Origin of the sequence: Faecalibacterium sp. Marseille-Q4164, assembly GCF_017377545.1 — a bacterium.
Lineage (GTDB): Bacteria > Bacillota > Clostridia > Oscillospirales > Ruminococcaceae > Faecalibacterium > Faecalibacterium duncaniae.
The window spans coordinates 22,028-35,307 of sequence record NZ_JAFREJ010000006.1; the positions used below are offsets into that span (position 1 = coordinate 22,028).

A 13,280-nucleotide genomic window follows, 5' to 3' on the forward strand; every position below is an offset into this window, starting at 1 on the left:
AGCCTGCGGCTTTGCCAGCTCCCCCAAAAGGGGGAGCTTTTTTGATGCCGTAAAGTACAGCACCAAACCTCTCCCCTCGGGAGAGGTGGCATTGCGAGGCAATGACGGAGAGGGTCGTCCCTCTCGATGAAAAAATATTACTTTTCGTAACTCTGGGGCAGTTCGTTCTTGGGGTCCCGGTCCATCAGGGAGCGCACCGCCTCGGCGGCGCTCATGCCCTTGTTCACAACAGCGTTCACGGTCTGGACGATGGGCATTTCCACCTGATACTTGGCGGCAAGCTCCAGCGCGGCGGGCAGGGCGTTCATGCCCTCGACCACCATACCCACCTCCTTCACGGCCTGCTCCGGGGTCTCACCCTTGCCGATGAGGATGCCGACCCGGTTGTTGCGGCTGTGCATACTGGTGGCGGTCACGATCAGGTCACCGATGCCGGCCAGACCGGCAAAGGTATGGACATTGCAGCCCATGGCCACGCCCAGCCGGGCAAGCTCGGCAATGCCGCGGGTGATGAGGGCGGCACGGGCGTTGTCGCCATAGCCCAGGCCGTTGGAGATGCCCACGCCCAGCGCAATGACATTCTTCATGGCACCGCTGAGTTCCACGCCCTTGATGTCCTCATTGGTGTACACACGCATGACGTTGTTGGTGAACACCGTCTGCACGAATCTGGCCGCTTCCATATCCTTGCTGGCCGAAACGATGGTGGTGGGCAGGTCGATCGCCACCTCCTCAGCGTGGGTGGGACCGCTCAGGGCCACCAGACGCACCCCCTTGGGGCCGCCCTCTTTGCCCAGCTCATCGGCCAGGATCTCCGTCATGGTGAACAGGGTATCCTTTTCAATGCCCTTGGCAACGTCCACAATGATCTGACCGTCCGGCACAAAGGGCCGGGCCTTGGCGGCGGTGGAGCGCACGAACACCGACGGCACCGCGAACAGCAGGATCTCCTTGTCCGTGCACACCTCTTCCACGCTCTTGGTGAACTTCATCTCTGCCGGAATGGTCATGCCGGGCAGATTGGGGTGGACCCGGGTGGTGGAAAGGTTGTCGATCTCCTGTTCCAGCGCCGACCACACGGTCACGTCATTGCCGCTCACCGTCAGCATCCGCGCCAGAGCCATGCCCCAGGTGCCTGCACCCAGAATACCAATTTTATGCTTCATTGTGTTTTGTCCTCCGTATGCGCCGGGCTGCTTGTGTGCCCGGCCTGTTCCCCGCGCTTCCTGCACGGGGCCTGTCTGATTCCATTTTACACGAAACATCGTACCGCGTCAACTCCTTGCCAGTCTGCACAAAGTTAACCGGTGTTTTCTTTTGTTTTTGGCCAGAGTGAAAGATTTTCGCCAATGGATTGCACTTGTCGCCATTTCATGCTATAGTATTTTGGTAGGAATTGTAGGATATGCTCTTGACCTGAACCATAGTTTAAGGTGTATCCTAAAGATATTCCACCGTTTTTTATCAATAAGGAAGAAAAATATGTTTGAAGCACTTCTTACCAACCGCACGGTCAGCGTGCTGTGGGAGGCCCTGCCCCGCATCCTGACGGCAGGCTTGACCATGACCATTCCCCTGACCCTGATCTCCTTCAACCTTGCCATGGTCATTGCAGTGGCTGTTGCGCTGGTGCAGTACGCCAATGTTCCGGTGCTGCGCCAGATCGCCCGGTTTTACATCTGGGTCATCCGGGGCACGCCGCTGCTGGTGCAGCTGTTCATCATCTTCTACGGCCTGCCCAGCCTAGGCATCATGCTGGATGCTTTTCCGGCAGCCGTCATCGCCTTTGCTTTCAACGAGGGTGCCTACTGCGCCGAGACCATGCGCGGCGCGCTGGAAAGCGTGCCCCAGGGCCAGCTGGAGGCCGGTTCCTGCGTGGGCATGACCTGGTGGCAGATCATGCGCCGCATCGTTCTGCCGCAGGCCCTGCGCACCGCCGTGCCCTCCCTGTCCAACTCCCTCATCAGCATGATCAAGGACACCTCTCTGGCCTCCAACATCACGGTGGCAGAGTTGTTCATGGCAGGCCAGCGTGTGGCAGCCCGCACCTACATTTTCCTGCCCATCTACTGCGAGGTGGCTGTGGTCTACCTGCTGTTCTGCACCATCATCACCAAGCTGCAGGCGCTGGTGGAGCGGCAGCTGAACGCACACGGCTTCCAGTGAGAAAGGGGTGGACGGTATGGCCATGTTAGAGATCAAAGACATCCACAAAACATTTTACACCTATGATGACAAGCCCCGCTTCCACATCGGGCCTTTCCCGCGCGGCAATGCCCGCCGGGTGCGCAGCGCACTGCACGTCCTGAACGGCGTGGACCTGAATGTGGAAAAGGGAGATGTTGTTGCCATTCTGGGCCCTTCCGGCTCCGGCAAGACCACCCTGCTGCGTTGCCTGAACTTTCTGGAGACCGCTGACAGCGGCACTCTGGTGTTCGACGGCGAATCCTTCGATCTTGGCAGGATCTCCCGGGCCGACATTGCCCGCCTGCGCAAAAAAACGGCCTTTGTGTTCCAGAACTACAACCTGTTCCGGAACAAGACCGCCCTGCAGAATGTGACCGAGGGCCTGATCGTTGCCCGCAGGATGCCCAAAGAGCAGGCGGATGAGATCGGCAGACGGATGCTGGAAAAGGTCGGTCTGGCCGACCGGGCCGACTACTATCCCCGCCAGCTTTCCGGCGGACAGCAGCAGCGCGTTGCCATTGCCCGCGCCCTTGCCACCGACCCGGAGATCATTTACTTTGACGAGCCCACCAGTGCCCTTGACCCGGAGCTGACCGGCGAGGTGCTCTCGGTCATGCGGAAGCTGGCCGAAGAGGGCATGACCATGCTGGTGGTCACCCACGAGATGGGCTTTGCCCGCAACGTCTCCTCCAAGACGGTATTCATGGAGAACGGCGTGGTGGTGGAGCAGGCCCCTTCCCACGAATTCTTTGCCCACCCCCGCGAGGAGCGGACCCGGGAGTTCCTGCGGAAGATCGAGCACACAGCATAAGGATACAGCTTTTTCTATGAAAGGATCTTAACTATGAAGCGCAGAACTTTTATTTCGATGATGAGTGTCATGGCCGCCGCCGGCGTTCTGACCCTGTCCGGCTGCTCCAACAGCAGCACCTCCACCGCCGCAAGCTCCGGTGCATCCTCTGCTGCCGGTTCCTCTGCTGACCAGTTGGCTGCCATTCAGGCCAGTGGCAAGCTGATCGTGGCACTGGAGGGCGCATGGCAGCCCTGGAGCTACCATGACGAGAGCGACACTCTGGTGGGCTACGACGTAGAGGTGTCCCGCGCCATTGCCGAAAAGCTGGGCGTGGAGCCGGAGTACGTGGAGAGCGACTGGGACAGCCTGTTCGCCGGTCTGGACGCTGGACGCTTTGACATGGTCTGCAACGGCGTGGAGGTCACCGACGAGCGCGCCCTGACTTATGATTTCACCACCCCCTACGGTTACATCCACACCGCTCTGGCCGTCCGCAAGGACAACGACGAGATCAAGACCTTTGAGGACCTGAAGGGCAAGACCACTGCCAACAGCCTGGCTTCCACCTACATGGAGCTGGCTGAGAGCTACGGTGCCACCGTGCAGGGCATCGACACCCTGGAGGAGACCATCCAGCTGCTGACCGCAGGCCGCATTGATGCCACCCTGAATGCGGATGTCTCCTTCTACGATTACCTGAACGTCCATCCGGATGCCGACTTTAAGATCGTGGCCCAGACTGAGGATGCCTCTCACGTTGCCATCCCCCTGCGCAAGGGCGACAACAGCGCCACCCTGCTGGAAGCCGTCAACAACGCCATCGATGAGCTGCGCGCCGACGGCACCCTGAAGGAGCTGAGCGAGAAGTACTTCGGTCAGGATATCTCCTCCGAGAATTGATTTTTCCCTGAATACGCCAGGAGGGCGGCTGCCGATGCAGCCGCCCTCCTTTTGTTATGCGTGAAAATAATCATAGATGGTCTGTGCCAGCTGGGGGCCAACGCCGGGGGTATTTTCCAGCTGGTCGGGGGTGGCCTCCCGCACAGCACCCACGCTCTTGAACTGTGTCATCAGGGCCTTGGCCGTTTTGGGGCCCACGCCGGGCACCTCGGTCAGGGTGGAGGAATAGCTCTTCTTCCGCATCTGCTGCTTGCGGTAAGCATTGGCAAAGCGGTGGGTCTCGTCCTGGATGGCCGTGATAAAGGTGAATGTCCCCCGGTTCATATTGATGGCGATCTCCCGGCCCTCACTGTCCACGATGGCTCGGGTGCGGTGATGGTCATCCTTGACCATGCCGTAAAGGGGCACATCGGCCAGCGAAGTGCCTGCCAGTGCCTCCTTGGCCGCGCTGACCTGTCCCCGGCCGCCGTCCATCAGCAGCAGGTCCGGCTTCTGCCCGAAATAATTATCGCTGCCCTGCCCCTGTGCGGCCAGCGCGGCGTATTTCTCATACTCTGCCGCCCGCCGGGACACCGTCTCGGCCAGCGAAGCGTAGTCGTCCGTCCCCAGCACGGTCTTCATCCGGAACTTCCGATATCCGGCTTTGTAGGGCTTGCCATCCCGGAAGGTGACCATGCCGCAGACGCTGGTGCCATCGCCCCAGTTGGAGATATCGTAGCTCTCAATGGTGCGCGGCGGCTTGGAAAGCCCCAGCACCTGCGCCATCTCATCCAGCAGCTTTTCCTCACGGGCGTAGCGGCCGCTCTCCCGGGCCAGCCGTTCCACCGCGTTGGTGTGGGCCATCTCCACCAGATGGGCCTTATCGCCCCGCTGGGGCACATAGAGCTGCACCTCATTGCCCCGCTTTTCGTTCAAGGCCTGTTGCAGCGCTTCGCTGTCCGGCGGCAGCTCGTCCACGGCAATGATCTTTGGGATCTGCTCATCATCCAGGTAGTACCGGGGCAGAAACTCCTCCCGCACGGCAGCAATATCCGCCGTATCGTGGAAAAGGAACTCCCGCTTATCGGTCAGCCGCCCCTCCCGGAAGCGCAGGACTGCCGCGCAGACACTGCTGGGGGTACCGGCCAGCGCCACCACATCCATCTCCACCTCCGGGTCCACCACGACCTTCTGGCCCGCTGTCACCTTGGTGATGGCGTTGATCTGGTCCCGGAGGAGGGCCGCTGTCTCAAATTCCAGCCGGTCAGAGGCTTCCAGCATCCGCTCGTTCAGGGTCTTGAGAATGTCCTTTTTGCCGTACCGGATCAGATGCACCGCGTTTTTCACGGCCTGATTGTAGTCCTCGCAGCTGATCTTGCCGCTGCACACGGCCATGCACTTGCCGATATGGGCATTCAGGCAGGGCCGCCCCTTGCCGATATCCTGGGGGAACCGCTTGCTGCACCGGGGCAGCAAAAAGGCATCCAGCGCAGTCTCGGCCATCTGCCGGGCCGCAAAGGATGAGGTATAGGGGCCGATGTATTCGGCATCGTCCTCCTCCTTTTGCAGCACGAAGGAAAGGCGGGGCCAGGCTTCCCGGGTCACCTTGATATAGCTGTAACCCTTGTCATCCTTCAGCAGGATATTGTATTTGGGGGTGTGCGCCTTGATCTGGCTGGCTTCCAGCACCAGCGCCTCGAACTCGCTCTGGCAGACGATAACATCAAACGCATAGGCGTGGGCGATCATCTGGCTGACCTTGTTGTCGTGGGGCACCCCCTCGCGGAAATACTGGCTCACCCGGATGCGCAAGCGCTTGGCTTTGCCGATATAAATGATGGTATCGCTTTTGTCCCGGATGATATACACACCGGGCAAAAGCGGCAGCATACAGGCTTTCTGATACAGTTCTGCTTTGGTCATGGCAGCTCCTTGGTAAAACAAAAAGCGGCAGGAAAAACATCCCGCCGCCTCAAAAATCAAAGGCTCGAATTACTCTGCAAAGCCAGACTCGACCAGCTTGATCAGGCCATCAACAGCAGCCTGCTCGTCTGCGCCGTCAGCGATGATGCGGATGGTGGTGCCGCCCACGATGCCCAGAGACAGAACGCCCAGCAGGCTCTTAGCGTTCACGCGGCGCTCTTCCTTCTCGACCCAGATGGAAGACTTGAACTCGTTAGCCTTCTGGATAAAGAAGGTAGCCGGACGAGCGTGCAGACCAACCTGATTTTCAACGGTAACTTCTTTGACGTACATAGTAAAACGCTCCTATCTATTATCGTTCTCGGGAATTCGATTTGTTTCTTGCCTGTTGCGTTGTACCTATTTTAGCGCAAGCCGAAACCAATGTACAGCCCCAGAACGCATTTTTGGCGGTTTTCCCAATGATGAGGGGGGTCTTTTTCACCTTTTATACAAAGATAACAAAATTATTCCCCCAGTGTTGGCCGGGTAATACAAAAGTTTTCAACATTTTTTCGACCTTCGACAGTTTCCCGGCCCGTTCGACCCTGTTTTCAGCCCTGATAGCGCATTTCCAGCACCTGACTGGGGCGCACCACCAGCGGGTCTTTGGCCGGGTCGAATTTCTCCTTTGCGCCCACTACCTGCCAGCCCATGCGGCAGTAAAGGGCCAGTGCCCGGGTGTTGGTGTTCAGCACCGTAAGCACCGGGTGCTCATGCTCCGGCAGCTTCTTCCGGGCGAAATCCAACATCTTCTGGCCGATGCCCCTGCCCCGGGCGCTCTCCGTCACAAAAAGGTGCTCCACCTGCCCGGTCTTATGGTGTACGCTGACCGTGGCATCCGGCACATCCTTGGTATAGTGGAGGTAGCAGACCCAGCCTTCCTGCTTTTCCTGCTGCAGCTGCGGCAGGAACATCTCCGGGGTCAGGGCATCCAGCGCTTCCTGCACCCAGCCCCCGGCACAAATGCTCCGGCGGCCCTCCGCAAACAGCTTTGCGGCAGCCTCCATCTGCTCGGCGGTCTTGACCAGCCGGACATTCTCGCCCCGCTTCCACTTGGGGATCTCGGTCAGGGGATGGGTCTCACACCACTGCTCGTAGAGCTCCGGGCGGCGCAGACGGGTGCGCTCCCGGCTCTGCTGCCCCCGCCAGGCATCGATCTTCTGGTGGTTGCCCTCCAGCAGGACAGGCGGCACAGCACGGCCCTCCCAGACCTCGGGCCGGGTGTACTGGGGGTACTCCAGCAGGCCGTCCCAGTAGCTCTCCTCCTCGTAGCCCTTCTGCTCAGCCAGAACGCCGGGTTTCAGGCGGAGGACGCTGTCTGCCACCACCAGGCTGGCCAGCTCGCCGCCGGTGAGGATATAATCGCCGATGGAGATCTCCTCGTCCGCAAAGGCATCGATCACGCGCTCATCAATGCCCTCGTAGTGGCCGCAGACCAGGGTCAGGTTGTCGTACTGGGCCAGCCGCCGGGCGTGCTCCTCGGTATAGCGCTGCCCACCTGCCGTCAGGAATACTATATGCGGCGCAGGCCGTCCCTGTTCCTGCACTTCCTTCTGGACTGCCCGCAGGCAGTCGGCAATGGGCTGGGCATAGAGCACCATGCCGCAGCCGCCGCCATAGGGATAGTCGTCGGTCTGCTTCTGCTTATTCAGGGTGTAGTCCCGGATCTGGTGGCAGTGGGTCTCAATATATCCCTTTTTGGCAGCGCGGCCGATGATGCTGGAATCCAGCACCTGCTGGCACATCTCCGGAAAAAGGGTCACGATGTCCACACGCATCCCCATGGCTCACTCCTCCTCCCGCTCACTGTCAAAATCGTCATCCAGCAGGCCCGGGATGGGGGTGACAAGGAGATAGCCCTCCGGCGGGTTGCGCTCTTTCAAAAAGGCATCCACCCCGGGGAACATATATTCCTTGCCGCTGGGGGCCTTAACGGTGTAGATATCCTGTGCGCCGGGGTGGTCCACGCTGGTCACCACGCCGTACACCTTGCCGGTATCGGCATCCCGCACTTCGCACCCGATGAGGTCGGCCACATACCACTTGCCCGCAGGCAGGGTGGCATCATCACGGTCAAAGTAGAACACCTGCCCCCGCAGGGCACGGGCGGCATCCATGTCGCTGACCCCTTCCAGCTGGAGCAGGGCCATCTGCCCCTGGGGGCGGATGGAGGTGATCTTGTAGCACCTGCCGCCCTGGGGGGTGGTGTACAGGCGGCCCACCTTTTTCAGAAAGGCCACGCCGTCACACCACAGCTCCAGCTTCATCTCGCCGCGCACACCGTGGGTGGTCACCACCTTGCCGGCTTCCAAGTATTTCTGCATTGCTTTTACTCCTTTAGCATCCTCACCCTCTCCGTCATTGCTACGCAATGCCACCTCTCCCGAGGGGAGAGGCCTTGGCAGTCACCACAAAGTTTCTGGTTTTGCCAAGGGCTCCCCCTTTGGGGGAGCTGGACGCGAAGCGGCCTGAGAGGGCGAGCTGCCTAATAAATACAAAAAGGCCCCTTGCCTTGCGGCAAAGGGCCCGTAGGGTGCTCAGTCGATCTCAACAAGGACCTTTTCATCGACCCGCACAGCAGCCGCGCGCATCACCACACGAATGGCTTTTGCGATCCGGCCCTGCTTGCCGATGACACGGCCCATATCTCCCTCTGCCACACTCAGGTGGTAGACGATGGTGCCGTCCTCGCGGGGCTCGTCCACCGTGACCTTGACGGCTTCCTTGTCCTCCACGAGACCGCGGGCAACTGCCAGCAACAGCTCCTGCATGAGTCAGCCCTCCTACTTACAGAATGTTGGACTTCTTCAGCAGAACGCGGACGGTATCGGTGGGCTGTGCGCCGTTGGCGATCCAAGCCTTGGCCTTCTCAGCGTCGATCTTCACCTCAGAGGGCTCCTGGTTGGGATCGTAGGTGCCGATCTCCTCGATGAAACGGCCGTCGCGGGGGAAGCGGCTGTCAGCAACAACAACACGATAGAAGGGAGCCTTCTTAGCGCCAACGCGGCGCAGACGAATCTTAACTGCCATGGTAAATATCCTCCAAAAATGTTTGTGCCCCGTTTGGGGTTTGATTAAATCTATCTGTACAACCCCTGCGGGGTGTATACCATTGTTATTTGAAGCCGCGGAAGGCATTGGGGTTGCCCATCATGCCGCCCAGGCGGCGGGCAAAGCCCTTGGGGCTCTTCTTGAACTGCTTCATCATCTTCTGCATCATCTCAAACTGCTTGAGCAGCTTGTTGACATCCTCCACCCGGGTGCCGCTGCCCGCTGCAATGCGGCGCTTGCGCTTGGGGTTGATGATGGAGGGCTTTTCACGCTCTTCCTTGGTCATGGAATAGATCATGGCCTCGATGCGGTCAAAGGCTTTTTCGTCGATCTGGCTGGCATCAATGCCGGACATGCCGGGCATCATGCTCAGCATGGCACCTGCACCGCCCATCTTGCGGATCTGCGCAAACTGGGCCAGCATGTCGTTCATATCGAACTTGTTTTCCATCATCCGCCGGGCGGTCTCTTCTGCGGCCTTTTCATCGGCGGCATCCTGCGCCTTCTCAATGAGGCTCAGCACATCGCCCATGCCCAGGATGCGGCTGGCCATGCGGGAGGGATGGAACACTTCCAGATCGTCCAGCTTTTCGCCGGTGCCCTGGAACTTGATGGGCTTGCCGGTGACGCTCAGCACCGAAAGTGCCGCGCCGCCGCGGGTATCACCATCGGTCTTGGTCAGGATGATGCCGTCGATGCCCACCGTCTCGTTGAAGGTCTTGGCAACATTCACAGCGTCCTGACCTGCCATGGCATCCACCACCAGCAGCGTCTCGTCCACGGGGACAGCTTCCTTGATCTGCACGAGCTCCTGCATCAGGACCTCGTCGATCTGCAGACGGCCGGCGGTATCCAGGATCACGATGTCGTTGCCGTAATCCCTGGCGTGGGCCAGCGCCTTGCGGGCGATCTCCGGGGGCTTGGCACCCGGCAGCGTGAACACGGGTGCACCTGCCTGCCCGCCCACCACCTGCAGCTGGTCAATGGCGGCGGGGCGGTAGATATCGCAGGCCACCAGCATGGGGCGGCGGCCCTGCTTGATGAAGTATTTGGCAAGCTTGGCTGCGTGGGTCGTTTTACCGTTGCCCTGCAGGCCGCAGAGCATGATGATGGTCTGACCCTTGTTCTTGACGATCAGGCGGGGGGCTTCCTCGCCGCCCATCAGGGCAACGAGCTCCTCGTTGACGATCTTGACCACCTGCTGGGCGGGGGTCAGGCTCTCCATGACCTCCTGACCCATGGCACGCTCGGAGACCTTGGCACAGAAATCCTTGGCAACCTTGTAGTTGACATCGGCTTCCAGCAGGGCCATCCGCACCTCGCGCATGGCGGCTTTGATGTCGGCCTCGGTCAGCTTGCCGTGGCCGCGCAGCTTTTTGAACACACCGGCAAGGCGGTCGGTCAAAGATTCAAATGCCATGTTCGGTGCTCCTCTCAAAATAGTAATGGTGTCAGCTCTCGTTGACTTCGTCGATGGAGCGGATCAGCCCCAGCATCTTGTTCAGCGTCGCTGCATACTCAGTGGTGGTGAGCCTGGCATAAGGGCCGGTGCACTCGAACCGCGCGTCAATGACCAGCTGTTCCAGCTCCTCCAGCTTTTCCTGCACCCGGCGGTAGCGGCCTGCAAAGCCGACCTTGGCTTCCAGCTCTTTCAGAGTGGTCTCGCCATGCTTGATGGCATCCCGTGCGCCCTGACGGGTGATCCCGAAGTTTTCCCCGATTTCACTGAGGGAGAGGTCGTCGTTGTAATACTGGTTCAGCATCTCGCGCTGCTTGGGCGTGAGCACCTCGCCATAAAAATCGAGCAGATAGCCCATTTCAAAGTCTTTTGCCATGATGCGTTCTGCCCTGACCTCCGTTTGTTGTAAAGTTCATTTGCTTTACATACGGAGTATAGCAGACATTCTTTTCCTTGTCAAGGCTTTTTTCCATCACTCTGCTGATTTTTCGGCAGTTTTTTCTCCATTTTGTCCAATTGCGGCTTGACGCTGGGCACAGGATGCGCTACCTTATAGATATTAAACCTCTCAGTCTAGGCCTGATGGCTTTGCCAGCTCCCCTAACAGGGGAGCCCTTGGCATGGCAGACAGTTCTGTGCTGACTGCTCAGGTTTGCGTAAGGGAGGAATTTCGTGGCAATCTATCCAAACATCTACCAGACCCTGGTCCCCTGTCCGATCGTGGAGCTGCGGGGCTATCTTGCCGCCTGCGGGCTCAAAGGGCGGCTGTATGCTTACCTTGATTATAATGGGCCCACCGGCACGTCCCGCGATTCGGTGGCCGAGGGGATGCTGGCCCTTGCGGCGGAAAAGCACAAGCTGCTCCCGGGCCAGCCCATCATTGAAGCGGCCTCCGGCTCCTTTGCCATGGCGCTGGCCCTTGCCGGGCGGACGGCGGGACACCCTGTGGTTCTGACCATGCCGGAGGATGCCCCGGCCCTGCGGCAGGAATACCTGCTCCGGCTGGGGGCACAGATCCTGCATTCCCCCGCACAGCGGGGCCTTGCGGGGGCCCGGGCGCTGGCAGAGACCACCGCCGCCGAAAAGGGCTGGTACTATATGAACTGGCTCGCCAACGACGATAACCCCGAATACCATCGCCGGGTGACCGGCCCCGCCATCGTGCAGGCCATCTCCCGGGAGGGCCGCAGTCTCGTGGACACCATCACGGTCGGCGTGGGCAGCGCGGGCACCATCACCGGCGTAGGCGAGACCATCAAGGCCTGGACCAACGATGTCCGCATCGTGGCCGTGGAGCCCTTTGAGAATCAGGCTCTGGGCGGCGGCTTCACCGGCGGGCACGGCATCCCGGATATCGGCTACGGCATCGTGCCGGGCAATTACAACGCCTATGTTGTGGATAATGTAGCCGCCGTTACCAGCACCGATGCCAACCGCGCTGCACAGCGGGTCCTCGCCACCGATGCCATTCCCGCCTCCCCTGCCGCCGGTGCAGCCCTCCACGCCGCCGCACAGCTGATTGCCACCGGCACCAGCCGCTCGGCGCTGGCTATCTTCAGCGGACGGCAGGCATTTAATCTATAAAGAAAAGAGAGTTCCAAATGACCAAGGATATGACGACCGGCCCGATCACACCGCTGCTGGTCAATTTCACCATTCCCCTTGTGCTGGGCAACCTGTTTCAGCTGACCTATAACGCCGTAGACAGCATCATTGTCGGCAAATTCGTGGGCGAGGATGCCCTTGCCGCCGTGGGCACCTCCAACCCGCTGATGACGCTGGCGATTTTGTTCATCAACGGTGTCTGCCTGGGTGCAGGCATCCTTGTCAGCCTGGCGTTCGGGGCAGGCAACACCGAGCTGGTGGAGCGTCAGGTCTCCACCACCGCCATTGCAGGCTCCGTCTTTTCTCTGGTGTTCTCGCTGACCTGTGTGATTTTGGCAAATCCGCTGCTCCGTCTGCTGCAGGTGCCGGAAGAGATCCTTCCCATCGCTGTGAACTACCTGCGCATCGTGTTCGGCGGGCTGCTGTTCACCTTCTTCTATAATTTCCTCGCCGCCACCATGCGCGCGCTGGGCGACAGCAAAAGCGCGCTGTACTTCCTGATGATCAGTTCGGTGCTGAACATCGGCGGCGACCTGTTCTTTGTTGAGGTGCTGAATTGGGGCTCCGAGGGCTGTGCCCTTTCCACCGTGCTGAGCGAAGCGCTCTGCTGCGTGTTCTGCCTGATCTATATCCGCTGGAAGGTCCCTGTGTTGCAGCTGGGCAGGCGCTGGTTCATTTTTGACTCCTCGCTGCTGAAAAAGACCATCAGCTACGGCTGGACCAGCGCCATGCAGCAGGCCACCGTTCAGCTGGGCAAGATCGCCATTCAGGCCATCGTGAACACCATGGGGGTCAACGCCATGGCAGCCTTTGCCGCCGCAGGCCGCATCGATGACTTTGCCTATGTGCCCCAGCAGAACATCGGCCATGCCACCACCACCCTGATGGCCCAGAACCGCGGTGCAAGCAAAAAAGAGCGTGTCCGCGCCAGCTTCTTCTGCGGCCTGAAGCTGGAGTTCCTCTACGCCATTTTTATCACCGCTGTCTGCTTCTTCTTTGCCGAGCCCATCATCCGGCTCTTCGTCACCGATGCCGCCGTGGTACATCTGGGAGTGCGCTTTTTGAAGCTGGTCTCCCTGTTCTACCTGATGCCCTCGCTGACCAACGGCATCCAGGGCGGCTTCCGCGGCCTGGGCGACCTTAAGATCACCCTGAACAGCAGCACGCTCAACATGGCAGGCCGTGTGGCGGCCGCTGCCGTCTTTGTGCTGCTGATGAAAATGGATATCGAGGCCCTGCCGTACAGCTATGTTGTGGGCTGGATCCTCATGCTGGTCTATGAAGCCCCCATGATGGTGAAGTATCTGCGGAAGGGCGAACTGTAAGCCTGACACCGCCCCG

14 protein-coding genes are annotated in these 13,280 nt (G+C 59.9%); 5 read left to right on the plus strand and 9 right to left on the minus strand.

Features of this window, described 5'->3' with window-relative positions:
- Window positions 1-137: 137 nt before the first annotated feature.
- Window positions 138-1,166 (minus strand): NAD(P)H-dependent glycerol-3-phosphate dehydrogenase, encoded by a 1,029-nt coding sequence (locus tag J3352_RS07775; protein ID WP_156066543.1) that lies wholly within the window; start codon window positions 1,164-1,166, stop codon window positions 138-140.
- 316 nt (window positions 1,167-1,482) lie between these two features.
- Between J3352_RS07775 and J3352_RS07780 the strand changes: the two genes are divergently transcribed.
- The 3 genes from J3352_RS07780 to J3352_RS07790 are packed head-to-tail and all read left to right on the plus strand — an operon-like array spanning window position 1,483 to window position 3,880.
- The gene (locus tag J3352_RS07780) at window positions 1,483-2,166 is read left to right on the plus strand and encodes an amino acid ABC transporter permease (RefSeq protein WP_097773419.1); all 684 of its coding nucleotides are present in this window, start codon (window positions 1,483-1,485) and stop codon (window positions 2,164-2,166) included.
- Window positions 2,167-2,182: 16 nt separating this feature from the next.
- Window positions 2,183-2,998, plus strand: coding sequence for an amino acid ABC transporter ATP-binding protein (locus J3352_RS07785; RefSeq protein ID WP_097773418.1), 816 nt, complete (start codon window positions 2,183-2,185; stop codon window positions 2,996-2,998).
- Window positions 2,999-3,031: 33 nt separating this feature from the next.
- Window positions 3,032-3,880, plus strand: a complete 849-nt coding sequence (locus J3352_RS07790) for a transporter substrate-binding domain-containing protein (RefSeq protein ID WP_156066541.1) — start codon at window positions 3,032-3,034, stop codon at window positions 3,878-3,880.
- Window positions 3,881-3,934: 54 nt separating this feature from the next.
- Here J3352_RS07790 and uvrC read toward each other — a convergent pair whose 3' ends face one another.
- From uvrC to J3352_RS07830, 8 genes are all read right to left on the minus strand, one after another.
- Window positions 3,935-5,782 (minus strand): excinuclease ABC subunit UvrC, encoded by a 1,848-nt coding sequence (gene uvrC / locus J3352_RS07795; protein WP_156066539.1) that lies wholly within the window; start codon window positions 5,780-5,782, stop codon window positions 3,935-3,937.
- 69 nt (window positions 5,783-5,851) lie between these two features.
- Window positions 5,852-6,115 (minus strand): HPr family phosphocarrier protein, encoded by a 264-nt coding sequence (locus J3352_RS07800; RefSeq protein WP_005920365.1) that lies wholly within the window; start codon window positions 6,113-6,115, stop codon window positions 5,852-5,854.
- A gap of 260 nt (window positions 6,116-6,375) precedes the next feature.
- Complete coding sequence (gene trmD / locus J3352_RS07805) at window positions 6,376-7,608, minus strand: tRNA (guanosine(37)-N1)-methyltransferase TrmD (protein WP_156066537.1); 1,233 nt, start codon at window positions 7,606-7,608, stop codon at window positions 6,376-6,378.
- Between the two features lie 3 nt (window positions 7,609-7,611).
- Window positions 7,612-8,148 (minus strand): ribosome maturation factor RimM, encoded by a 537-nt coding sequence (rimM, locus tag J3352_RS07810; RefSeq protein ID WP_035393747.1) that lies wholly within the window; start codon window positions 8,146-8,148, stop codon window positions 7,612-7,614.
- A gap of 213 nt (window positions 8,149-8,361) precedes the next feature.
- On the minus strand, window positions 8,362-8,595 hold the full coding sequence (locus J3352_RS07815) for a KH domain-containing protein (RefSeq protein WP_005934928.1): 234 nt from the start codon (window positions 8,593-8,595) through the stop codon (window positions 8,362-8,364).
- A gap of 16 nt (window positions 8,596-8,611) precedes the next feature.
- Window positions 8,612-8,854, minus strand: a complete 243-nt coding sequence (gene rpsP / locus J3352_RS07820; protein ID WP_035394752.1) for a 30S ribosomal protein S16 — start codon at window positions 8,852-8,854, stop codon at window positions 8,612-8,614.
- 85 nt (window positions 8,855-8,939) lie between these two features.
- Window positions 8,940-10,295, minus strand: coding sequence for a signal recognition particle protein (gene ffh, locus J3352_RS07825; protein WP_005934930.1), 1,356 nt, complete (start codon window positions 10,293-10,295; stop codon window positions 8,940-8,942).
- Window positions 10,296-10,326: 31 nt separating this feature from the next.
- Window positions 10,327-10,710, minus strand: coding sequence for a sigma factor-like helix-turn-helix DNA-binding protein (locus J3352_RS07830; RefSeq protein ID WP_035394754.1), 384 nt, complete (start codon window positions 10,708-10,710; stop codon window positions 10,327-10,329).
- 296 nt (window positions 10,711-11,006) lie between these two features.
- Between J3352_RS07830 and J3352_RS07835 the strand changes: the two genes are divergently transcribed.
- Window positions 11,007-11,918, plus strand: coding sequence for a pyridoxal-phosphate dependent enzyme (locus J3352_RS07835; RefSeq protein WP_005934933.1), 912 nt, complete (start codon window positions 11,007-11,009; stop codon window positions 11,916-11,918).
- A 17-nt stretch (window positions 11,919-11,935) separates the two neighbouring features.
- Window positions 11,936-13,264 (plus strand): MATE family efflux transporter, encoded by a 1,329-nt coding sequence (locus tag J3352_RS07840; RefSeq protein ID WP_156066535.1) that lies wholly within the window; start codon window positions 11,936-11,938, stop codon window positions 13,262-13,264.
- Window positions 13,265-13,280 lie beyond the last annotated feature (16 nt).